Source organism: Blautia sp. MSK20_18, from assembly GCF_020553125.1.
Lineage (GTDB): Bacteria > Bacillota > Clostridia > Lachnospirales > Lachnospiraceae > Blautia_A > Blautia_A fusiformis.
The window spans coordinates 24314-48241 of sequence record NZ_JAJCGR010000027.1 but is presented as its reverse complement, the minus strand read 5'-3'; the positions used below and the strand labels follow the sequence as shown (position 1 = coordinate 48241).

The following is a 23928-nucleotide window of genomic DNA, read 5'->3' as shown; positions in this document are numbered from 1 at the left end:
CCCCGACGGAGTCCCTGCCCGGAGCGATGCCACCTTCCTCTGGCGTCCCTCAACCACATCCACCCACAAAACCTCAAAAACCCCACCGACTGCATCCACTCCCCGGACCGATGCCACCTCCCTCTGGCGTCCCTCTCCATCCCAACAAAAAAAACGGCACCCGGCAGTTCCAACACTGCCAGACACCGGAACCAAAATACCCGTCAAACAGACATATACAATATATAATCAACATTCGCTATCCGCTCAACTCAATTACCACCAGAAAGTTCTCTCAGCAACTCAAGATCGCTGGCCTGCACTTTAATATTCGTAGTCAGCTTCTCACCCTCAGGGCTAATATACGTCACCTCAAGAATGCTCCCCTCACGAATCCCACGCCGGGAAACCGCACTACAAAATGCCGGAAACTTCGGATGATTCTGTTTAAATGTATTCCATGCATTCATAACCTTCATCATATTTCCAATATTTCCAATATTTCCAATACCCATAACCAACACCAGCCTTTCCCTTACTATCATCTATGTTTTTTATCTATTAACCCAAACACAGCCGCCGTACAAACCATACAGCGGCTGACCACATGATCCTATTCAAAATAACCTGCCGGAAACTCACAACCCTCTGATAAAAGAAATCGCATCCCGGATCCCAGCCACATAAACCAATTTAATTCCTTTAATACTCTCTGTAGCCGTCCGGTTCACCTCAGGAAGTATCACCGTCTCAAATCCAAGCTTTTTCGCTTCCTGCACACGCTGTCCGGCCATACTCACTGCACGAACCTCGCCACTCAGACCAATTTCACCAAACGCCATCACAGAATCCGGGATCACGATCTCCTTCGCACTGGAAATAATAGCAAGACAAATACCCAGATCGATCGCCGGCTCTGTCATCTTCATGCCACCCGCAATATTCACATAAGCATCCGAAGCAGCAAGATGAACTCCCGCCTTCTTCTCCAGAACCGCCATCAAAAGATTCACACGATTAAAATCCGTACCAACTGCTGTTCTTCTCGGAATTCCAAAATTACTCTGACACACCAGAGCCTGGATCTCCACCAAAATCGGTCTCGTCCCCTCCATAGAACATGCAACAACAGACCCCGAAGCATTCTCCGGTCTTCCATTCAAAAGGAACTCGGAAGGATTCTTCACTTCTTCAAGTCCGGAATTCTGCATCTCAAAAACACCAATTTCATTGGTAGAACCAAAACGATTTTTCACCGCACGCAGGATCCGGTAAGAAGCATGCCTGTCTCCCTCAAAGTAAAGCACAGTATCTACCATATGTTCCAGTACACGAGGACCTGCCACATTTCCCTCCTTGGTCACATGACCCACGATAAAAATGGACACTCCCATACCCTTAGCGATCTGCATCAGTACATTGGTAGATTCCCTCACCTGAGAAACACTTCCCGGTGCAGACGAAATATCTTCATGAAACATCGTCTGGATAGAATCCACAACAGCTACATCTGGTTTCGTCCGCTCAATGATCTCCCGGATATTTTCAAGATTCGTCTCACAGAGCAGTTTCAATTTATCATTAAACGTTCCAAGCCGATCTGCCCGGAGCTTGATCTGTCTAAGAGACTCCTCACCAGAAATATACAAAACAGAAATCCCCTGTGAAGATAAATTTCTGCACACCTGCAACAACAATGTAGACTTGCCAATACCAGGATCTCCACCTACCAAAACAAGGGAGCCGGGGACGATTCCGCCTCCCAGCACCCTGTCAAGTTCACCGATTCCGCAGCTCTGACGTTCATCTGAAGAAAGACTGATATCTTTCAGAACTACAGGCTCCGTTTTCTTTTGTGTAGTTTTAATACTCCCTGAGGAAGATTTTTTGGAAGAAACCGTTTCCTCCACAAAAGTATTCCATGCCTTGCATGCCGGGCACTGCCCCATCCACTTGGCTGATTCATACCCGCATTCCTGACAAAAATAAACCGTTTTTTTATTTTTTAGCATTTTACAATTTTAACTTCTGCTTTGGTGTTCGCATCCAGTTCAACACTGAAAGAAAGCTTGCCGCCCAGGTTTGTGGTCATTGTACCTGTACTTACATCATCAATAAATACCTGATACTCTGTCTCAGCTTCCAGTTCAACAGTAATCTGAGAATCCTCAAAGCCCTGAACCTCAAAACTCATTGCTGTTCCATCCTGCTGAAGATGGAACACACTGGTTCCCGGAACAGACTCATATACGAACATTCCATTACGCTCAAGTTTGGTGATCTCCTTATATGTTTTTACTTTATACATATCTCCCTGATACTGATAATCCGACAATTTGGATTTCTGATTTAATTCATAATCTCCAAAACTGATAGTCCCATTATCTTCTGTGCGGATCAATTCCTGTACCACTGCCATGATCTTATGTCCTCCTGAAATCTTTCGTTGTATAGTTTTAATTTTGTTAATTATAACTTATTTCTGTTTTTTTGGCTATAGAAAGTAATAAAATTCTTACGCTTTCTCCGCATCTTTTACTTCAAAGTAGATTTTCTTGTCTTTGACCTTCACCTGTACGGTATCACCGGCTTTGATCCGACCTTCAAGGATTTCTGTTGCCATCTCATCCTCAATCTTTGTCTGGATCGCACGACGCAACGGTCTTGCACCGTATTTACTGTCAAAGCCTGCATCTGCGATAAGATCTTTAGCTGCTCCGGTAACTTTCAGTATGATATCCAGCTGTTCCTGACAGCGTTTTTCCAGGTTTTTCAAAAGAATAGTAACGATCTTCCTGATATTTTCTTTATTCAGAGAATGGAATACCATGATCTCATCGATCCGGTTCAGAAATTCCGGTTTAAACATCCGCCGCACTTCTTCCATCACTCCGGACTTCATACGTTCATAATCACGCTTTTCCGTATCTCCGGACATAAATCCAAGATGTTTCGGTTCCATGATCATCTGCGCACCTGCGTTGGAAGTCATGATAATGATCGTCTGCTTAAAATCCACTTTTCTGCCTTGAGCATCTGTAATATGACCATCATCAAGTACCTGCAGAAGAATATTAAACACATCCGGATGAGCCTTTTCAATCTCGTCAAAAAGAATGACACTGTATGGATTTCTGCGCACTTTTTCGCTGAGCTGTCCACCTTCTTCATAGCCTACATATCCGGGCGGCGATCCGATCATTTTAGAAACACTATGTTTTTCCATATATTCGGACATATCTACACGGATCATTGCCTGCTCACTTCCAAATACAGCTTCCGCCAGCGCTTTGGAAAGCTCCGTTTTTCCCACTCCGGTAGGTCCCAGGAATAAGAAAGAACCTATAGGCCTTGCCGGATCCTTTAATCCTACTCTTCCCCTTTTTACCGCCCGGGCAACTGCAGAAACTGCCTCATCCTGTCCGATCACACGTTTTTTCAGAACCTTTTCCAAATTTGCAAGCCTACGGGATTCCCCCTCTGTCAGACGCTGTACAGGTATTTTTGTCCAGTCAGACACAATACCGGCAACTGCCTCTTCATCAACTGTAAATGGATTTTTCCGATTTTTCCGCTCCGCCTTTCTTCGGATCTTTTCCAATTCTGCTTCCGCCTCATTTTGCTTTGCCTGTGCTGCTTTTGCACCTTCAAGATCTGCATTTATGACTGCCTGTTCTTTTTGTTTCAGAATATCGTGGATCTCTCTTTCCAGTGCTTCTGCTTTCGGAGACGGACGATATCCCGCCAGCTGTACTTTCGACGCTGCTTCATCAATAATGTCAATGGCTTTATCCGGAAGAAACCGGTCATTGATATAACGAACGGACATTTTTACAGCCGCCTCAAGGGCCTCATCCAGAATCTCTACACCATGATGTTTTTCATAATATGGGCGCAGCCCCTTCAGGATTTCAACAGCCTCCTCTTCTGTAGGCTCTTCCACGATGATAGGCTGAAAACGCCGTTCAAGCGCTGCATCCTTTTCAATGTATTTCCGATATTCTTCCAGTGTCGTTGCTCCGATCAGCTGGATCTCTCCACGGGAAAGAGACGGTTTCAGGATATTGGAAGCATCCAGTGCACCTTCCGCTCCACCTGCTCCGATGATCGTATGGATCTCATCAATAAAGAGCAATATTCCCTGCTGTTCGCTTACCTCATCGATCACATTTCGGATACGTTCTTCAAACTCACCGCGATATTTACTTCCTGCGACCATTCCGGAAAGATCCAGAACTACAACCCTCTTATCCTTCACAGTATCCGGTACCATTCCTGTGACGATCCGCTGTGCAAGTCCCTCTACGATAGCCGTTTTTCCTACTCCCGGCTCTCCAGTCAGGCAGGGATTGTTCTTTGTTCTTCTGCTCAGGATCTGGATCAGTCTGGCAATCTCTTTATCCCTTCCCACTACAGGATCCAGCTTACCTTCTTCTGCCATGGCCGTCAGATCTCGGCTATACTGATCCAGAGTTGGTGTTACACTGCTGTTTCTTCCCTTTGAAGCTTTTACAGCCTGGAATTCTTCCGCAATGGCATCGCTGTCCATTCCCATAGCTGTCAGCACTGCCGCATAAAGCTTCTGGATATTGGCACCCATTGTGTACAGCAGTCTGGTACCCACACAGTCTGTTTCTTTCAACATTGCCAGCAGAATATGTTCTGTCCCGACTTCCTCAAAACGCATGGATTCTGCTTCTGCATATGCACCCTCCAGAACTCTTCTGGTTCTCGGACTGAATCCCGGTCTCTGTGAAACAGCCGTATTTCCCGGAGGTGCGATCAGTTTATCGATCAGAGCCATCGCTTTATCAGCCTGGATCCCAAACTCCTCCAGAACTCTTCCTGCTGTGCCCTCCTTTTCTTCTACAAGCCCGACCAGCAGATGCTCCGTGCCGATATAACTATGTCCGCAGGAGCTGGCTGCCTCTTTTGCCAGAGCAAGAACATTCTCTGCCTGTTTTGTATATCGTTCCTGCATGATGTCTCCTCCTATCTGTCTGTGTCATACTCGTCAAAAATCTCGTCCACCAGCTGATGGACTTCTTCTCTTGTTACATTTTTACAGCATCCCCATGCCATTGCTACTGTCAGATTCTGTTTCATTTCTTCCAGTGCTCTGACCTTATCTGCATCTATGGAGATCACCGCTCCCTTTCGCCTGTCAATAGTCACAAAGCCTTCCTGACGAAGCAGCGCATATGCCTTATTCACAGTATGCATATTGATTCCTGCAATGCTTGCAAGCTGCCGTACAGAAGGCAGAGTATCCCCTTCATGAAGCCTTGATGTAGCGATCCCCATTATGATCTGATTGGTGATCTGCATATAGATTGCCTCATCACTGTTAAAATCGATTTCTATCACCATAGGGTAATCTCTCCTCTACAACAGCAAAAGGCTGCACAGTTTCATCCTGGCAGCCTGCTGTGATTTTTGTTTTTATTTACTGATCCCTGCAATCTTCTCTATCTGTTCTTTGTTAAGAACCAGATTAAATCCCATTGGATTTACCACATAAGCGTTTGCCTGCGGAATCATCAGGCTCGGAAGTTTGTCTATAGTCACTTTCGCAACACGGAGATTCTTGCCTCTTCCAAATTTCTCAAATTCCATAACATCTGTAAACACAGGCTGCATGATCTTATCCTCTTTATTTTTCAGATACGGAATATGGAGCTTTCCATCTTCTTCCTGCTCTGCATTGATCGCGATCAGGAATTCTGCCTTACGCAGGTTAGCTATCAGCTCTTCTTCCAGCTCACGGATATTTTTGTGCTCTTCCTGTTTTACCGGACGACGCAATTCCTGCATAAAATAGATTCCGGAAAGTTCAAGAGACGGGTTCAGAAGCGGTCTCTTTGACGGCTCGATCTTACTCATATCTCTCTGGTTTGCGATCTTTCCGATCTCAATCTCGATCTTCTCTTCTCCGTCGATCCAGATCACACTGTTCACTCCGATCGCGTACAGCGTACCATACAGTCTTGGATAGTCTTTTTTCTCATATTTCATGCCCATAAGAAGGATCTTATCCTCAAGGAGCTGTTTACCATATTCTTTGATCTCTTCTTCTGTGGCAAAAATCCTTGCCTGGTCATTAAATGTTTCTTCATCACAGGTCACATATGGAAGTCTGGTTGCCTGTGAATATGCAACAAATACTTCCTCCCTGTTTCTGAGCTCATGGATTGCTTCTTCTACACTGATTCCCATTTTTCTGTCCTCTCTGCCTCATCACTTGGATGCGACACCTCATCAAGGAAAATGGTTGGTTCCTGTTGTGCCCTGTCAGCATCCAGCTTTTCATGTTCGTAACTACTCACTGTGTTTCATAGTTGTTACTATTGTACAATGAAATCCCTGTTTTCGTCAAGCTGTGCCTGTGAAAAATGACCAACTTAAGCCTCGTCGATAGCTTTTCCGATATCGTGACGCATATACTTATTTGCAAAGCTGATCCACTCTGTAGCAGCATATGCATTCTTTCTGGCTTCTTTTAATGTCTCTCCTTTGGCAGTGATGCCAAGAACACGCCCACCGTTCGTAACGATTTCTCCATCTTTAAATTTGGTTCCCGCATGGAAACAGTAGTATCCGTCTTTGTCCTTAAAATTCTCAAATCCATGGATCGGGATACCTTTTTCGTATTTTACCGGATATCCATCACTTGCAAGAACAACACAAACTGCTGCATTGTCCTCAAATTTCAGATCGATCTGATCAAGTTTGCCGTCTACACAGGCTTCCATTACTTCAATGATATCATTCTCCATACGCGGAAGAACAACCTGTGCCTCCGGATCCCCAAATCTTGCATTATATTCCAGAACCTTCGGGCCATCTGCAGTAAGCATCAGTCCGAAGAAAATGATTCCCTTAAACGGACGTCCCTCTGCTGCCATGGCATCTACTGTTTTCTGATAAACATATTTCTTACAGAATTCATCTACTTCCGGAGTATAGAACGGACTTGGAGAAAATGTTCCCATTCCGCCTGTATTCAGTCCCTGATCCCCATCCTTCGCACGCTTGTGATCCTGCGCGGATGTCATGGTACGGATCGTCTTTCCATCTACAAAAGAAAGTACGGAAACCTCACGGCCAGTCATAAATTCTTCAATTACCATGGTATTTCCGGCATTTCCGAATTTTTTGTCTTCCATGATCTCTTTTACGCCAGCTTCTGCCTCTGCAAGATCCTGACAGATCAGAACTCCTTTTCCAAGAGCAAGACCATCTGCCTTCAAAACGATCGGGAATTTTGCCTCGGTCCTTAAATATTCCAGAGCTTTTTCCGGATCATCAAAATTCTCATAAGCAGCTGTAGGAATGTCGTATTTTTTCATAAGATCCTTGGAAAAAGCCTTGGAGCCTTCCAGAATAGCAGCATTTTTGCGCGGTCCGAACACACGCAGTCCCTCTGCCTCAAATACATCTACGATTCCGCCCACAAGAGGATCATCCATTCCCACGATAGTAAGATCGATTTCTTTTTCTTTGGCAAAGACTGCCAGTTTTTCAAATTCCATTGCTCCGATATCTGCACATTCCGCATACTCTGCGATTCCTGCATTTCCAGGTGCGCAGTAGATCTTGTCAACTTTCGGGCTTTTTGCAACACTCCATGCAATTGCATGTTCTCTTCCGCCGCTTCCTACGATTAATACTTTCATCTGTTTACTCCTTTGTTTCATCTGTCTGCTGATTACTTTAAAGAAACAATTCCATCTGTCACTGTGATCTTGTCATTGGCGATAAGATTGATTGCTTCCGGAAGGATCTTCCACTCTGCTTTTTCCATTACACGTCTCTGAAGCTCCTTGGATGTATCTCCGTCTTTTACCTTTACTGCCTTCTGAAGGATGATCGGACCTGTATCCGTTCCGGCATCTACGAAATGAACCGTAGCGCCTGTTACTTTCACGCCTCTTGCAAGAACTGCATCATGGACCTTAAGTCCATAAAAACCTTTTCCGCAGAAAGACGGGATCAGAGATGGATGGATATTGATGATCTTGTTGGGATACGCTTCCACCATCATCGGAGGGATTGCAACCAGATATCCTGCAAGAACGATCAGATCCACCTCTTTTTCCTGAAGCTTCGCCAGTAATGCTTTATGGAAAGCTTCTCGGTCCGGATAGTCTTTCGGTGCGATGCATACCGCCTCTATATCATGCTTTCTGGCTCTTTCCAGAGCATAAGCGGAGGCATTATTACTGATCACAATATCCACTTTTGCATTTGTGATCTCTCCTGCATCAATAGCATCCAGGATCGCCTGAAGATTCGTTCCCCCACCGGAAACAAGAACACCGATCTTTAACATAAGGTCACTCCCTTTTCTCCCTCTTCAATGGATCCTACCACATATGGCTTATCGCCGGTTTTGCGGATAGCTTCCATTGTTTTGTCAACATCTGCAGGATCTACTGCCAGGATCATTCCAAGACCCATATTATATGTATTATACATCATATGCTCATCAATATTTCCTTTTTCAGCAAGGAGCTTGAAGATCGGAAGTACCGGATAGCTGTCTTTTTTGACAACAGCTCTGGTTCCCTCTTTCAGCATACGCGGGATATTCTCATAAAATCCACCACCTGTGATATGGCTGCATGCATGGATCTTCACGCCAGACTCTCGGATGCTCTTCAGCGCTTTTACATAGATTCTGGTCGGTGCGATCAGTGCCTCTCCCAGAGTTGTTCCAAGCTCTTCATAATAAGTATCCAGAGACTCTTTTGTCATGTCAAATACTTTACGTACAAGAGAAAATCCATTACTGTGAACTCCTGTGGAAGCCATACCGATCAGGACATCTCCTGGTTTCAGGGCCTCTCCTGTAAGAAGATCTTTTTTGTCAACGACTCCTACTGCAAATCCGGCAAGGTCGTACTCATCTTCCGGCATAAGTCCAGGATGCTCTGCTGTCTCACCACCGATCAGAGCTGCCTCAGACTGTACACAGCCCTCTGCAACACCTTTTACGATCTCTGCGATCTTTTCCGGATAATTTTTGCCGCAAGCAATGTAGTCCAGGAAAAACAATGGCTCGCCGCCTGCACATGCAATATCATTTACACACATGGCTACAGCATCGATTCCGATGGTATCATGCTTGTCCATAACCATGGCTACCTTAACCTTGGTTCCACATCCGTCTGTTCCGGAAACCAGAGTAGGCTCTTCCATATCTTTGAATTTCTCCATGGAAAATGCACCTGAGAATCCACCGATTCCTCCAAGTACCTCCGGTCTCATTGTCTTGGCAATGTGCTTTTTCATCAGCTCTACTGATTTGTATCCTGCCTCAATATCTACGCCTGAAGTCTTGTAATCCATAATGTCCTCCTTATGACAACACCTTTTTATTTTTATGGTAAAAGATTTATTTAGTAATTTTTGTATCCAACTTCCTGAAGCCTTGCGTCTTTCTTCTCAACCTGCTCCTTCAGATCCTGACTGTAGGCTTTCAGTCTGGAAAGAAGCTCTGCGTCGGAAGTTGCAAGGATCTTGGCAGCAAGAAGTCCCGCATTGGCGCCACCATTGATCGCTACTGTAGCAACCGGGATACCGCTTGGCATCTGTACGATTGAGTAAAGGGAATCTCTTCCTCCCAGAGAGGTTGTATGCATCGGAATACCGATCACCGGCATTGGAAAGATCGCTGCGCACATTCCCGGAAGATGAGCTGCCATTCCTGCGCCTGCGATGATAACTTTGAAGCCTTTTTCTTCTGCTGTCTTTGCATACTCGAAAAATACATCCGGTTCTCTGTGTGCGGAAATGATCTTCATTTCATAATCAATCCCCAGTTTCTCCAGGATATCTGCTGCTTTGCTCATAACCGGCATATCCGAATCACTACCCATTACAATTCCTACTTTTGCCATTGTGTTCTCCTTTCATGGTACACTAACTGAATATTAGCCTGTGTCCTTTGACTATTGTTATGGTTATTCTACGTATATTCTCACTTTCTGTCAATACGATCGGAAAAACTGTAAATTTACTAATTAACTTATATTATTATTTAATGGAAGATTCTCAAAAGGACGGTTTAATTCCTCTGTTCCCGGAAGAACAAACCTTCCGTTTTCGATAATGGAAAGCATTTCTCCCTCATCATCGATCACACGGATACTTCCAAGCTCATCATAGGGAATGGTAATATCTGTATGACAGCCATAATAAGCAAGGCTTACGTCATCTTTTCGCATCTCGGAAATCTCATTATCCCTGGCGATGATCTCTTTTCCATCCGGATTATATACCGGTGTATCCTCTGCCCAGCTGTAACAGGTATCGCCCACAGCAAAATGCGGTCCCATTTTTTCTGCGATCAGGATCGGAAACTTATCCGCAATTCCGTATTTCAGCGCCGCCACATAAGCTGTGGTATTTGTACCGATGGCAAACTCTCCCATGGGGATCTTCGGATGGTGGTGGAGGATATTATCTTCAATATATTTCCGGTTCTCTTCTTCGGTTTTAAAATTCGAGCAGGTGTAATCAATAACCTGGCCGCAGTCAAATACCAGCTTCAGATCCCGGAACTGAAGACCGTTCAGATATACTTTTTTCACATGAAGGATTCCGCCTGTGCCTGCCAGCTGCGGAGATGTAAAGACTTCGCCCACCGGAATGTTCACATCTGCCACGCAGTTCTCAAAATTTGTCTGTTTCTTCGGATCTGTCAGTTCATGAAGATGGATCAGAAGATCCGTCTCATTGTCTCCACGTCCTTTGACTTCCACCCACTCACAGGTATCCAGGGTATTGATGATCGTCTGCTGGATTTCCTGATAGAGATGGTAATCCAATGTATTGATCTTTACGATCTCACGGAAAATTTCCTCATAATTTCCACCAATCTCAGGAACCGGATATGCAATGATCGTAAAACTTCTCTCATCACCTTTGATGTATCGGTTTACGATCTGTCCGGATTCATTGTCAAGTTCTGTCTGAAGCTTCTGCTGTGTCTCGCTTAATGCATAAGCTTCCGGTTTACTTATCGGAGAGAAAGGATTTTCTCCAAATGTATCAATGCAGGCCGGACCGCCATGTACTTCTGCCAGTTCTCTGTACTTCTCATAGGAGGTCTGCATAGCACGAAGTTTTCGCTGAACAAAATCCCCATCCAGGAACAATGCACTGTCCTGACGATGATCGTAATCGTACTGCGGATTGGCAACGCCGCCTGTATAGCCTACTCTCACGGCGCCTCTCTTATTTACCACATGCGTTGCATGGCGATAGATCACCGGCTTCAGACCCATTTTTTCAAACTGGAGGATCGCTGCTTTTACCATCCGTTCAAAACCAAGACTATATCGGATATTTACTGTTTTCTTTTTTGTGATATCCTTCCGTCCGGTGATAAATCCGATCCGATAGCCTTCTGTATAGGTAGAAGCCATCTTATCGATCTCTTCCTGAGAAAGGGAGTTCAGAAACTCTGCAACTCCTGTTTCATTCTCTGAAACAAACTCGCCATAGCGATACAGATATCTCAGATCCGAAAGATCCGAATTCATGATGATATCTGCTGCAAAGTCAAGCTCCGGATCTACACCTTCCCGTATCCTCTGCTCCATCATATCCTGGCAGTAATCATTTACATAGGAACGGAGAATCCCCTCCACTGTTGCCGCCTCCGGAAGTTCTTCCTCACAAAATGCAGAATATACTTCCAGAAACAGTTCCATGGATACAGTCATATCCCACAGCCTTTTCTCATGAGCATAAGCTACAGTTCCTGCGATCTCTGCATACAGAAAACTGAAGGCTTTTCCATATTCTCCCATCTGCTGTACTGCATACGCCGGATTTCCATAGCTGCTTTCATAATTTTCCGGGAGGATATCCTGATAAAAGCAATGATTTCTCTCTTTCAACACCTCCATCGTAAGCTCTGCTGCGCTCTCATCCATCACATCTGCTGCCATGGAAAGAAACTTTGCCCTGTTTCTGAAAAAATCTCCAAACGGTTTTTTTACGGTTTCTTCTGTTATGATCTCACGGATCCGTTCCTTCGCAAGTCCATAACGTTCTTTCATGCATTCTTCCAAGACTTCATCTCCCATCTTTTTCATCATCGATCACATGCCCCAGGGCAATGTGTTTGTCAACGAGTTCTTTCATATATTCCCAGATCACTTCAGAACCCTCTCCTGTTTTCCGGTTTCTCTTATAAATCTGACTTTTCTTCACCTGATGCTCTTCCCAGCTTTTTCCGTTGGAAGCATCATTTAGAAACAATGGCTGACAATTATCTAGCACATGGGCAAATTTCGCCTCCGGGGTTTCGTAAGCCTCAAACTCCTCCCATAATGCTTTTAACCACTGTCCCTGATCTTCCGGCAATAGTCCATAGATCCGTTCTGCTGCCTGCTTCTCCCTGTATTCCTTGGTTGTCGCTCCTTTTTCATCATATGCATAGGTATCACCTGCATCGATTTCTACCAGATCATGCGCCAGTACCATAGGAATCACCTTCGAAAGATCCACTTCCTCATTGGAATATTCCTTTAAAAGCACCGCCATCAACGCCAGATGCCAGGAATGCTCCGCATCATTCTCTTTCCGCTTTCCGTCTGCAAGATATGTCTGTCGGAAAATATTCTTGACTTTATCTATCTCCATAATAAAGTCCAGCTGTTTTTTTAAGCGTTCTTTTTTATCCATCTGTTATACCCCCGATAAAAAAAGTCCCAGCCAGATAACCAGGATCACTCCGTTCAAAATAGACCCGACCATGCTCGTCCTGTGTTTCCGGTTTTCTTCCGAAAAGCTGGAAAGCCCCAGTGTAAAGCCATATGCAGAAAGCAGCATGGCAAAAAGCCCGGTTCCGCCGATCAGGCCCCCGAGCTTTCCATCAAAAAAGAGTGCAAGCACAACTGCCGCGATAAACAGCACGAGGGAAGCCGCCGCAAGTCCTACAGACCATTTTCCCTTGGAAGCTTCTCTTTTTTTTGCAAATGCATATCTATATCTTCTTGCCATTAATTTTTCTCCTAATCCTGTCGCAGACTGCATAAATCCCATATCCAAGCGCTGCGCCCAGAGTATTCAATATCATATCATCCACATCAAAGCAGCCAACTTTTGTAAGCAGCTGGATCACTTCTATCGTCAGACTGATAAAAAAGCCGGATAATATGATAAAAAAGCCATTTCGCATTTTTCCGGTTATTACCGGAAGAATAAATCCGTATGGCACAAATCCCAGCACATTTCCAAAAACATTTGTGAAAAGCGCAAATGTACCCACTATTTTTCGATAAGTCCAGAAACGCCTGATCTCCACAAACGGAACAAGATTGTAACGGTATTCTCTTTCTGCATCCGCCACTCTTCCGTATCCTTCGGAAAAGAACAGAAGATACACAAGAACAAGAACATACAATACAAAAAAAGCTGTCCCGAGTTTTTTTACTCTGCGTTTTGTCCCTTTTTCCAATATTCTCCCCTGCTTAAATAGTCCGAAAAGCCACACGGAACAACGTGCGGCTTTTCAGATCATATTAGATTAATATCTCTGATTTTCTTCTGAGCAGTCTCGCACCGTTCACGATCATCAGAATTCCTGTGACAAGTCCCGTCACCAGAACGACAATACCGAGTGCAAGGCTTCCCGCCCCGCTGCTCGCCATAGTTTTATAAATTTTTTCATTCATAAGGCTGCGTCCTCCCAGTAAAAGCGGACCTTCGGAATCCGCCGCTCTTTTATGACCTTTTATAACAATATTATTCTGCGCCGTACTGGTCATAATATGCATCAATGGCAGCTTTCAGCTTATCATCGATCACAACACGGCCTTTGTATTCTTTGTTGTAGAGATGCTCAACAACCTCCGCCATAGTTACAATAGCTGTAGTCTGAAGGCCGTAGGTTTCCTCGATCTCTTTGAGCGCACTCTTTGTTCCCTGGCCGCGTTCCATACGGTCAACAGAAACCACAAGACCTATCGGATTTACATCTCCCTGCGCTTTGATGATCGGAAGTGTTTCTTTAATGGATGTTCCTGCAGTCGTAACATCCTCAATGATCACTACCTTATCCCCATCCTGGATCGGGCTGCCAAGAAGAATTCCTTTATCTCCGTGGTCTTTCACTTCCTTACGGTTGGAACAGTAACGGATATCCTTTCCGTACATTTCACTGATCTCCATAGTTGCTGCTACAGAAAGCGGAATTCCTTTGTATGCCGGTCCAAACAGCACATCAAAATCCAGTCCGAATTTGCTTTCTATCGCTTTTGCATAATACTGTCCCAGCTTGCGAAGCTGCGCACCGGTACGGTAAAATCCTGTATTTACAAAAAATGGTGTCTTTCTTCCTGATTTCGTAGTAAAATCTCCAAATTTCAGGACATTACAGTCAATCATAAATTCAATAAATTCCTGCTTATACTGTTCCATTTATCTAATCCTCCATGTTTTTCATATATACGACAAACCCAGGATCCACACTCTGCTGCAATCCCAGTGTAAAATCCCTTTATTTATCCTGTTAATTCTAACATATGAACAACAGAATTGCAAATACGGCAATCCTCCGTTATTTCACTACTCCGATCAGCTCATTGATGTCTTCCACTTTCTGTTTTTCAAGAAATGCCTGAATACCATCTGCGATCTCCACAGTAGCATAAGGGTTAAAAAAGTTTGCAGTTCCCACAGACACTGCAGTAGCACCTGCCATAATAAATTCCAGGGCATCCTCAGCAGTTGCGATTCCTCCCATACCGATGATAGGAAGGGATACTGCATTTGCCACCTGATATACCATACGGACAGCTACCGGTTTTACTGCAGGACCGGACATTCCACCAGTTTTATTTGCCAGTGCAAATGTACGTCTGTTGATATCGATCTTCATTCCTGTCAGGGTATTGATAAGAGAAAGAACATCTGCGCCGCCAGCTTCTGCTGCTTTCGCCATCTCGGTAATATCGGTTACATTTGGGCTCAGCTTCATGATCACCGGCTGTTTTGCATATTTCTTTACTTCTTTTGTGATCTCTTCAAGAGCTTTCGGATTCTGACCGAAGGCAATTCCGCCTTCCTTGACATTCGGGCAGGAAACATTAATCTCCAGCATATCCACAGGCTCATTTCCAAGGCGTTCTACAACCTCACAGTAATCCTTTGCAGATTTTCCACAGACATTGACGATGATCTTTGTATCATATTTTTTAAGGAACGGAATATCTCTTTCACAGAAAACATCAATCCCCGGATTCTGAAGACCAATGGCATTGAGCATTCCGGATGCTGTCTCTGTCACTCTCGGTGTAGGATTTCCCGGCCACGGTACATTTGCCACACCTTTTGTCACAACTGCGCCAAGTCTGTTCAGATCCACAAATTCACTGTATTCCGCTCCGGAACCAAATGTTCCGGACGCTGTCATCACCGGATTCTTAAGTTCTACGCCGGCAAGATTTACATTCATTCTGCTCATAGCTCTACCTCCGTGCTCAGGAATACAGGTCCGTCTTTACATACTCTCTTGTTATGGACATGAGAATGAGAATCCACATCTTTGGATTTGCACACACAGGCAAGACACGCGCCTACGCCACAGGCCATACGCTCTTCCATGGAGATCCAGCACGGAATTCCTTTTTCAAGGGCATATGCCTTGATGGCACGGAGCATCGGGGCAGGTCCGCAGGCAAAGATCGCATCTGCCTCAAGATCGTTCTCACGGATGGCATCCATAACATTTCCCTTTGTTCCTGCAGAGCCGTCTTCTGTTGCCACATAGACATCTCCATAAGCTTCAAATTCCTTATTTAAAAACAGCTCATCTCTGTATCCGAGAACCATGATCTTTTCTGCGTCCAGCTGTTTAGCAGTTTCCAGCATTGGCGGGATTCCGATTCCTCCACCCATGAGAAACACTTTTTTGCCTTTTACTGCATCCAGCGGAAAACCATTTCCCAGAGGTCCCATAGTCTCAATGGGGACCCCTGCATGAAGTCTGGAAAATTCCTCCGTACCGGTTCCTTTTCCTGTAACGCGATATACCAGTCTCAGTTTTCCTTCTGCTTTATCGATCTCACAGAGACTGATGGGTCTTGGCAGAAGCTTACCGCCATTGCGGCTGTAAAGTGATACAAACTGTCCCGGCACTGCATTTTTTCCAATCTCACCTGCATCCAGCCACATACTGTAAATATCTGTACCAATACATTCCTGGCTGAGTATCTTACAGGGCTTTTTTGTTTTTTTACTTTCTGATGTACTCATAAAATGCCTCCTGTATTATCTGTTCTCCAGCGCACCGCTGATATCCGCGATCATATCTTTTACTGCCGCTCTGGAAGCATCTGCGTAATTTTCAGCGCCAAACTCTTTATATTTCTCCTGCTTATATGCAGCGATGATTCCTCTGGAAGAGTTTACGATAGCACCAAGTCCATCCTCATTAAAGAAATGGACAAGATCTGCGCCCTTTCCACCCTGAGCACCATATCCGGGAACAAGGATAAATGTCTTCGGCATGATCTTTCTTAATACCTTTCCCATTTCCGGATAGGTCGCACCTACAACAGCACCAACATAACTATATCCATCACCCATAAGCTCATCGCCCCACTGTGCAACCTTCTCACCTACCAGCTCATAGAGCGGGCGACCGTCGATGACACGATCCTGGAACTCACCACTTGATGGATTGGAAGTTTTGACCAGAACAAAGATACCCTTTTTCTCTTCCTTGCATACATCCATAAAGGGTTTCACACCATCAGAACCAAGGTATGGATTGACTGTTGCAAAATCCTCATCAAAACCTGCATATTTTTTTGAGCCTACCTGAACCTGTCCCAAGTGACCAACTGCATATGCTGCAGATGTGGAACCGATATCACCTCTTTTGATATCACCGATCACAACCAGATCTTTGGATTTACAATACTCAACCGTTTTCTTGTATGCGATCAGTCCCGGGATACCAAACTGCTCATACATGGCGATCTGTGGTTTCACTGCCGGGATCAGATCAAAGGTCGCATCCACGATTCCTTTGTTATACTGCCAGATTGCTTCTGCAGCGCCCTCCAGAGTCTCCCCAAACTCTGCAAAAGCCTTTTTCTGGATATGCTCCGGAATATAATTCAGCATAGGATCCAGTCCTACAACGATTGGTGCATTTGTTTTGCGGATATTGCTGATCAGTTTGTTAATCATGATTCTTTCTCCTCCTGGTTATTAAATACAATTTTTCCGTCACAGATGGTATAAAGCACTTTTCCCTTTACTTTCCAGCCATCAAACGGTGTGTTATGTCCTTTGGAAACAAATTTATTTTTATCGATAGCATACTCCTGCTCCGTATCCACGATGATCACATCTGCCGGATGGCCTTTCTGGAGAGTTCCTCTGTCAAGCCCGAGGATTTTCGCCGGGTTCAGGCACATCTTCTCAACCATCTGTTTCAGTGTGATCACATCTTTTTCCACCAGCTCTGTATAGGTGAGCGGAAGGCTTGTTTCCAGACCTACGATCCCAAATGGTGCATTCTTCATAGAACCTGTTTTTTCCTGTGCACTGTGCGGTGCATGGTCCGTGCTGATCACCTCGATGGTACCGTCCTTCAGGCCCTGTTTCAGTGCTTCCACATCCTTCGGTGTACGGAGCGGCGGATTCATCTTGTAATTCGGGTCATCTGTTTTAATATCATCGGATGAAAGGATAAAATGGTGCGGGCATACCTCAGCTGTGATATTGTCGTATCCTTTCTCTTTTACGATCTTCATCATCTGGGCATCCCCATAAGTGGAACAGTGGCAGAGATGAAGATGGACTCCTGTCTCCAGCGCCAGAATGATATCTCTGGCTGTAATGGTATCTTCCACTGCATTGCAGATTCCGGGAAGCCCCAGTCTTTTGGCGTTCTCATCCTCATTCATGCATCCATCTCCACGCAGATCGATATCTTCACAATGGTCAAAAAACGGCACGCCACATTCTGCTGCGATCCTCATTGCTTCTTTACAAAGTGCTGTATTCATCACAGATTTACCATCCTCGGACACTGCCGGGATCCCTGCTTTCACCATTCCGGCAATATCTGCAAGTTCAGTCCCCTTTTCTCCCATGGTGGCTGCACCTGCCTGAAGTACATGAATACCGGAAACCTGCGCCGCCTTGTTATGTACATAGTTTACCCGGTCCGGATTATCAATAGTGGGAGTTGTATTTGGCATAGCAACTACAGTTGTCACACCACCACGTGCTGCCGCAGCAGCACCACTCTTGATATCTTCCTTGTGTGTCTGGCCCGGATCACGAAAATGGACATGAAGATCGATAATTCCCGGCATGACCAGCTTTCCTTTCGCATCGATCACACGGTCGCCGTCTTTCTTTTTCAGCTTCTGGCCTATTTCCGCAATGATTCCGTCTTCCAGATAAATATCGCCTGTTTTATCCGTATCTGTAGCCGCATCCACGATCCGGCCTCCTCGAATCAGAATCCCCATTTCTGTTCTCCTCTCATCCTGTATTTTCAAAGCAGATCCTTCAATCCGCTTGTATTCTCCTATATCATACACGAAATCTCTCTATTTATAAAGATTTTTTTTACAAAGCAATTTCGCCCCTTTTTACACCCCGGAATTGTTGGAATTTTCTCCTTGACATTTCAAAACACGGGTTATATAATCAGAGCATGGCAAAATATTTAATGTAAAATCACTAGTTTTTAGAGATTATATTTACATGAATATAGTCTGTAAAATCTGGTGATTTTTTATTATCATCAGAAGGCTATTTTAATTTTTTTTATTTTTATGGAGGTAACACAAAATGAACAAGGGAACTGTAAAATGGTTCAACGCAGAAAAAGGTTATGGTTTTATCACAGGTGAGGACGGACAGGATGTATTCGTACACTTCTCCGCTATCAACGGTGAAGGCTTCAAATCTCTTGAAGAAGGACAGGCTGTATCCTACGACTTAACAGAGGGCGCTCGCGGAATGCAGGCTGCTAACGTTACAAAGTTATAATTCTATAACCATAAAAAACGTATAAGTCAAAACGGGGCTGCTTTATGGCAGACCCGTTTTTTATTGCATTATATTTATCCTGTATATAAAAATCCCCGGGATGCTTCAACACATCCCGGGAACCCATCATTTCATATGTGTTTTCTATTCCGCACTGTCTGAAGATAATCCGGAAATATAATCTGTCAATGCAGAAGTATCCATCACAGTATCCACCTTCACACTGGCTTCCTTCGCCTGGATCTTGGCATATGCGGAATATCCGATCCAGCCTACAAGCAGAACCGCGATGAGGATCCATGCCGCCATCTCAAGTACAAATTCTGCGCGTTCCTTCTTCAGGGCACTGTTTCGCGAGTATTTGTTGTTTTTATATTTGTCAACTTTCTTCTGGCTCATTGTCTTTCTCCTTTGCCGCTTCAGTACTTCGTTCATTATAGCACACTTGTTTTCAAAAGAAAAGCGGCAACTCCCTGAAGAAATGTGATAATTTTCTGAACTGGAGATTTTCTCTGATCAGACTGCTACGATAACGCCACCATCGTTGGCATACATACTGCTGACACCGGCAGTATCCATAACTACGATCTTTGCTGGGTGCAGTTTCTCACGGATAGCCTCCTCCAGCATCTTCGCTCTTTCCGGACAGTTGCAATGAGTGATGGCAACTGTCTTTTCCGGGATGTTGATCCCCTTCTCTCCAATGTGATCCACCATTTTTACGATTGCTTTATTCATGCCTCTGGCCTGATCCAGCTGACAGATCGTTCCTTCCGGAGTAGCTCCCATAACCGGCTTGATCTTCAGTGCACTGGCCACCAGAGCTTTCACTCTGCCCAAACGTCCGTTCTTGCGCAGAGTTTCCAGATTCTCCAACACAAAAAATGTGTTCATCTCTTCAATATATTTCTCTACTTCACTTACTACTTCTTCAAAAGAAAGTCCCTTTTCTTCACACTCCACGATCTTCATGGCAATCAGACTCTGACCACCGGATGCAGATTTGGAATTAAATACATGAACCTTTTTCTCCGGCTGCTCTTCCAGGAACAGGTTTTTTCCAAGAATCGCACTGTTATAGGAACCACTCAATTCTGCCGATAGCGTCACCGCATAAATGTGTTCCGCATCACACTCATATGCCTTCATATAGCGTTCCGGAGAAGGGCATGCAGACTTGGGGCATTCCGGGCAGGCCGCAACCTTCTTTAAAAAATCTTTCTGATCGAAATTCTCATCATCTATAATATTCTCACCGCCCACCGTCAGCGTCAGTGGTATGGATTCAATCCTGCCGTCATTTTTCCATTCATCTAAAAGCTCCCCACAGCTATCTATCGCAATCTTATAGCTCAATTATATCGTCCTCTTTTCCATTATATGTAGTATTCAATACCACATCTATCGTATCACATAAACAGATATTTGAAAAGAGTTTTTTAAAAAGTCTGTCCTTTTTTCTTTATCTGAGATATAATGTCTACACGCGATCACATAAAAGAAAGGAAGTGCGGCATGCTTGCATTAAAGATCACAGATATCCGGGATTTCACAAACAAACTTTTTATAGGAGAAGTATTTGACAAATTCTGTCTGTCCGAAGCGACTGTGACTACTTTTAATACTTTTACCATTGATGGCAGGCTTCAGAAAGATTTTTTTGATACAGACAGCATGAACAGACTCACAGAGCACGGCCGGACACATTCTCTCTGGAAGGACATCAGACCTTTCTGCTGGTCTGTGATCCGCGGTAAGCGTACGCCCTTAAGCTTCAGGATCGTGCTGCATTTAAGTCGGAGTGGAGTTGAAGCTGCAATGAGAAATACAGATTTCGGAATTTCCTCCGAACAGATAGACGGACTATTCTTAAATCTTCAATTTAAAAATAACAGCCTTCTTTGTACTACCGGAACCTCTCTTAAAACATTCTCTATGGATAAACGCCCGGAGCAGCTCTGGGATGATATGATCCTGAGCTTTCTGTCCAGGAATCAGATTCTTTTTGAAAGGCTATAGTCAATTCTCTTCTTCTATTTCCCTCAGGTAATACGCAAGCATATCAATAAATTCACTGTTGGTAGGCTTGTATTCCAGAGGATATCCTGCAATCTCATCCAGCAGTTTTTTATTTCCTTCCCAACACACATTTACCATTGTTCTGATATCATGCTCAATATTGGTAGGTGTTGATCTGTACTTCCGCGCCAGGCATGGATAAATGTCCTTTGTGATCCGCAATGGTTTATACTGATCCCCCATGGAAATCTTTACCGCTTCCGCAACGAAAAAATATCCTTTGTATTTCGAATTTGCACCAAGTCTTCTGATCAATCCATACACCTTTTTCATACATTTGTTCCTCCATTTCATTTTTTTCTCTTTTTAAAAGCACTCCCTTATGTATAATACGACAGTTATCTATATTTTTCGCTTTCTTCTGAAAATTTATTTTATACATATTAGATACTAATTTAAATTTTTAGTCATATTTTACAGGTTATTTTTATTTAATATCTATTATTTTATTTAAAATTCCTATAATTGTGTTAAAGATACACATATTGTTATAAAAAAAGCAAAGGCTTCGCCCCATTACGGGCAAAGCCTTTCGATCATTTTATATGTCGTTTTATTTTGTAAGGACCATAAGGATATCGTTGCTTCTCTTTACAAATTTTGTCATTTCTTCAGGAGAAAGCTGTTTATGGCTCATCATTGCAAGATCATAAAGCTGTTCACAGATCACCGGAACATACTCTGATCCCTGATTTTCTGCTATAAACCTTACAAGAGGATGATTTGCGTTCAGTACAAGTACTTCCTGACCACCGAACATATTCGGATCCATTCCATACATATTGTACATTTTCATCATATCCTGCATACGGCGACTCTCCTCAGGAAGAGTGATCATCGCTGCAGTTCCCTCATTTTTCAGCTTCTCTACTTTTACTTCAAGTTTATCCTTGCCAAGATTCTTACGGAACACCTCAGTAAGTGTCTTGACTGTTGCTTCATCCGCTTTTCCGTCTTCACGAAGCTCTTCTGTCAGATCTGCATCAATTCTCTTGAACTGGATCGTCTGATCCTGCTGTTCAAGATGGGAAATAAACTGTGAATCGATCACATGCTTCAGCAGTACAGCATCTTTACCCGCTTCACGGAACATATTAATGTACTGGCTCTGCTGTACCTCATCGGTCACATAATAGATCACCGTTTTTTCCGGTTCCTCATTCTGGGATCCTTCAGAAGCTTTCTCCTCTGTCTTCTCCTCTTCAGCTGCTTTTGTTTCTTCTTTTTTATTTTCCTCAATGCAGTCTTTCAGGGTAAGATATTTGCCGTCCAGATTCTTAAAGAGGATATAATCGTTCATCTTCTCACCAAATTTCGCATCCTTGATGCATCCAAATTTGATAAACGGGCTGATATCATCCCAGTACTTCTCATAAGACTCTCTGTCTGTCTTGCACATTCCGGTGAGCTTATCTGCTACTTTCTTGGTGATGTATTCAGAAATCTTTTTCACAAAACCATCATTCTGCAGTGCAGAACGAGAAACATTCAGTGGAAGATCCGGACAGTCGATCACGCCTTTCAGAAGAAGAAGGAATTCCGGGATCACCTCTTTGATGTTATCTGCAATAAATACCTGATTATTATAAAGCTTGATGGTTCCCTCAATGGAATCATACTCTGTCCTGATCTTCGGGAAATACAGGATACCTTTCAGGTTGAACGGATAGTCCATGTTCAGATGAATCCAGAACAGCGGTTCCTTGTAATCCATAAATACCTTACGGTAAAATTCTTTATACTCTTCATCCGTGCACTCATTTGGATGCTTCATCCAGAGCGGCTGTGTATCGCTTAAGGATACCGGCCGTTTATTGATCTTTACTTTATCTTTGGCAGGAGAAACTTCCACAACTTCTTTCTCGCCTTTATCATTCTCCTTTTCCTCTGTCTTGGCATCCTCATGGATATGTTCAACTACCACATCATCTTCACGGAGATCTGCCTCATCGATGGTTTCATACTCCTGTTCAGCATTTGCTTTGGAAAGATAGATATTTACCGGCATGAAAGAACAGTATTTCTCAATAACCTCTCTCATACGATATTCATTGGCAAACTCCAGGCTTTCCTCATTGAGGAAAAGAGTGATCTCTGTTCCCGGTTCTGTTTTGTTTCCGTCTGCCATCTCATACTCCGTACCACCGTCACAGGTCCAATGTACTGGTGTGGAACCCTCCTTGTAAGAGAGAGTATCAATATGAACTTCATCTGCAACCATAAATGCAGAATAAAATCCAAGTCCGAAATGACCGATCATCTGATCATCCGTTGTTTTATCCTTATATTTCTCAAGAAACTCTGTGGCACCGGAAAAAGCGATCTGTGTGATATATTCCTCTACTTCATCTGCTGTCATACCAATACCGTTATCGATAAACTTCAAAGTTTTCTGATCCGGATCAACGATAACATTTATAGCCGGTTTGTAACCTTCCGGGAATGTATAATCTCCCATAACTTCCAGCTTTCTCAGTTTGGTGATCGCATCGCATCCGTTGGAGATCATCTCTCTTACAAAAATATCATGGTCGGAATATAACCATTTCTTGATGATCGGAAAAATATTTTCACTGTTGATTGATAAACTGCCATGTTTTGCTGACATATATGTCACTCTCCTTTTGTTTTTATTTTTATTTCTGATGTTCCGACAGAGCCGGAAACCTGTTGTTTTTTTCAATAAATATATACTAATACGACTTTTTACAAAAGTCAAGGGAAATTTAGCACTCATCATTATAGAGTGCTAGTAACAGCATGTAAAACGGATCTCTATGTGCAAAAAAATCCCTCCGTACATTTTTTGTACGGAGGGTGCTGTAAAACTATCTT

The 23928-nt window shown here is 43.8% G+C and carries 26 protein-coding genes; 2 read left to right on the top strand and 24 right to left on the bottom strand.

What is annotated here, in order from left to right; genetic code table 11:
* Window positions 1–251 precede the first annotated feature (251 nt).
* From LI091_RS13790 to LI091_RS13695, 20 genes are all read right to left on the bottom strand, one after another.
* Window positions 252–524, bottom strand: coding sequence for a hypothetical protein (locus tag LI091_RS13790; RefSeq protein WP_265191266.1), 273 nt, complete (start codon window positions 522–524; stop codon window positions 252–254).
* Window positions 525–617: 93 nt separating this feature from the next.
* Window positions 618–1991, bottom strand: coding sequence for a DNA repair protein RadA (radA, locus tag LI091_RS13785; protein WP_021650957.1), 1374 nt, complete (start codon window positions 1989–1991; stop codon window positions 618–620).
* Complete coding sequence (locus LI091_RS13780) at window positions 1985–2398, bottom strand: hypothetical protein (RefSeq protein ID WP_015525913.1); 414 nt, start codon at window positions 2396–2398, stop codon at window positions 1985–1987. Before LI091_RS13780 ends, radA begins: the two co-directional genes overlap by 7 nt.
* Window positions 2399–2494: 96 nt before the next feature.
* Complete coding sequence (locus tag LI091_RS13775) at window positions 2495–4960, bottom strand: ATP-dependent Clp protease ATP-binding subunit (protein ID WP_287084785.1); 2466 nt, start codon at window positions 4958–4960, stop codon at window positions 2495–2497.
* A gap of 11 nt (window positions 4961–4971) precedes the next feature.
* Entirely contained in the window at window positions 4972–5349 is a 378-nt protein-coding gene (locus LI091_RS13770) for a GntR family transcriptional regulator (RefSeq protein ID WP_015525911.1), read from the bottom strand.
* Between the two features lie 72 nt (window positions 5350–5421).
* On the bottom strand, window positions 5422–6195 hold the full coding sequence (locus tag LI091_RS13765; RefSeq protein ID WP_015525910.1) for an SseB family protein: 774 nt from the start codon (window positions 6193–6195) through the stop codon (window positions 5422–5424).
* Window positions 6196–6380: 185 nt separating this feature from the next.
* Entirely contained in the window at window positions 6381–7655 is a 1275-nt protein-coding gene (gene purD / locus LI091_RS13760) for a phosphoribosylamine--glycine ligase (RefSeq protein ID WP_265191265.1), read from the bottom strand.
* Between the two features lie 32 nt (window positions 7656–7687).
* Window positions 7688–8311 carry a phosphoribosylglycinamide formyltransferase gene (gene purN / locus LI091_RS13755; RefSeq protein ID WP_015525907.1) on the bottom strand — a complete coding sequence of 208 codons (624 nt, stop codon included), beginning with the start codon at window positions 8309–8311 and terminating at the stop codon, window positions 7688–7690.
* Window positions 8305–9330: a phosphoribosylformylglycinamidine cyclo-ligase gene (purM, locus tag LI091_RS13750; RefSeq protein ID WP_015525906.1), complete on the bottom strand. Its 1026-nt coding sequence runs from the start codon at window positions 9328–9330 to the stop codon at window positions 8305–8307. The genes purN and purM overlap by 7 nt, the downstream gene beginning before the upstream one ends.
* A gap of 50 nt (window positions 9331–9380) precedes the next feature.
* The gene (gene purE, locus LI091_RS13745) at window positions 9381–9881 is read right to left on the bottom strand and encodes a 5-(carboxyamino)imidazole ribonucleotide mutase (RefSeq protein WP_015525905.1); all 501 of its coding nucleotides are present in this window, start codon (window positions 9879–9881) and stop codon (window positions 9381–9383) included.
* A 123-nt stretch (window positions 9882–10004) separates the two neighbouring features.
* Window positions 10005–12086: an aminopeptidase gene (locus tag LI091_RS13740; RefSeq protein ID WP_418215257.1), complete on the bottom strand. Its 2082-nt coding sequence runs from the start codon at window positions 12084–12086 to the stop codon at window positions 10005–10007.
* Complete coding sequence (locus LI091_RS13735; RefSeq protein ID WP_021650961.1) at window positions 12067–12678, bottom strand: HD domain-containing protein; 612 nt, start codon at window positions 12676–12678, stop codon at window positions 12067–12069. Before LI091_RS13735 ends, LI091_RS13740 begins: the two co-directional genes overlap by 20 nt.
* A 3-nt stretch (window positions 12679–12681) precedes the next feature.
* Entirely contained in the window at window positions 12682–12996 is a 315-nt protein-coding gene (locus LI091_RS13730) for a hypothetical protein (RefSeq protein WP_015525901.1), read from the bottom strand.
* Window positions 12980–13453: a VanZ family protein gene (locus LI091_RS13725; protein ID WP_022426214.1), complete on the bottom strand. Its 474-nt coding sequence runs from the start codon at window positions 13451–13453 to the stop codon at window positions 12980–12982. The genes LI091_RS13730 and LI091_RS13725 overlap by 17 nt, the downstream gene beginning before the upstream one ends.
* A gap of 64 nt (window positions 13454–13517) precedes the next feature.
* Window positions 13518–13670 (bottom strand): hypothetical protein, encoded by a 153-nt coding sequence (locus LI091_RS13720; RefSeq protein ID WP_022426215.1) that lies wholly within the window; start codon window positions 13668–13670, stop codon window positions 13518–13520.
* Between the two features lie 70 nt (window positions 13671–13740).
* Entirely contained in the window at window positions 13741–14415 is a 675-nt protein-coding gene (pyrE, locus tag LI091_RS13715) for an orotate phosphoribosyltransferase (RefSeq protein ID WP_015525899.1), read from the bottom strand.
* A gap of 139 nt (window positions 14416–14554) precedes the next feature.
* Window positions 14555–15460, bottom strand: a complete 906-nt coding sequence (locus LI091_RS13710; RefSeq protein ID WP_015525898.1) for a dihydroorotate dehydrogenase — start codon at window positions 15458–15460, stop codon at window positions 14555–14557.
* Window positions 15457–16251, bottom strand: coding sequence for a dihydroorotate dehydrogenase electron transfer subunit (locus LI091_RS13705; RefSeq protein ID WP_021650964.1), 795 nt, complete (start codon window positions 16249–16251; stop codon window positions 15457–15459). The genes LI091_RS13710 and LI091_RS13705 overlap by 4 nt, the downstream gene beginning before the upstream one ends.
* Window positions 16252–16266: 15 nt before the next feature.
* A complete protein-coding gene (gene pyrF, locus LI091_RS13700) occupies window positions 16267–17193 on the bottom strand; it encodes an orotidine-5'-phosphate decarboxylase (RefSeq protein ID WP_021650965.1) in 927 nt (308 codons plus the stop codon).
* Complete coding sequence (locus LI091_RS13695; RefSeq protein ID WP_015525895.1) at window positions 17190–18488, bottom strand: dihydroorotase; 1299 nt, start codon at window positions 18486–18488, stop codon at window positions 17190–17192. The genes pyrF and LI091_RS13695 overlap by 4 nt, the downstream gene beginning before the upstream one ends.
* Before the next feature lie 325 nt (window positions 18489–18813).
* Between LI091_RS13695 and LI091_RS13690 the strand changes: the two genes are divergently transcribed.
* Window positions 18814–19014 carry a cold-shock protein gene (locus LI091_RS13690; protein WP_015525894.1) on the top strand — a complete coding sequence of 67 codons (201 nt, stop codon included), beginning with the start codon at window positions 18814–18816 and terminating at the stop codon, window positions 19012–19014.
* Window positions 19015–19158: 144 nt separating this feature from the next.
* On the opposite strand, the gene LI091_RS13685 is transcribed toward LI091_RS13690, so the two are convergent.
* Together LI091_RS13685 and LI091_RS13680 are read right to left on the bottom strand one after the other, a co-directional pair.
* Window positions 19159–19413, bottom strand: coding sequence for a hypothetical protein (locus LI091_RS13685; protein WP_015525893.1), 255 nt, complete (start codon window positions 19411–19413; stop codon window positions 19159–19161).
* A 117-nt stretch (window positions 19414–19530) separates the two neighbouring features.
* Window positions 19531–20370 carry a DegV family protein gene (locus tag LI091_RS13680; protein ID WP_021650968.1) on the bottom strand — a complete coding sequence of 280 codons (840 nt, stop codon included), beginning with the start codon at window positions 20368–20370 and terminating at the stop codon, window positions 19531–19533.
* 159 nt (window positions 20371–20529) lie between these two features.
* On the opposite strand from LI091_RS13680, the gene LI091_RS13675 reads away from it, so the two are divergent.
* The gene (locus LI091_RS13675) at window positions 20530–21033 is read left to right on the top strand and encodes a DUF5721 family protein (RefSeq protein ID WP_022426217.1); all 504 of its coding nucleotides are present in this window, start codon (window positions 20530–20532) and stop codon (window positions 21031–21033) included.
* Here the strand turns inward: LI091_RS13675 and LI091_RS13670 are convergent, their stop codons facing one another.
* Window positions 21034–21366 (bottom strand): sporulation initiation factor Spo0A C-terminal domain-containing protein, encoded by a 333-nt coding sequence (locus LI091_RS13670; protein ID WP_265191264.1) that lies wholly within the window; start codon window positions 21364–21366, stop codon window positions 21034–21036.
* Window positions 21367–21646: 280 nt separating this feature from the next.
* A complete protein-coding gene (htpG, locus tag LI091_RS13665; protein WP_265191263.1) occupies window positions 21647–23701 on the bottom strand; it encodes a molecular chaperone HtpG in 2055 nt (684 codons plus the stop codon).
* Window positions 23702–23928: the final 227 nt, after the last annotated feature.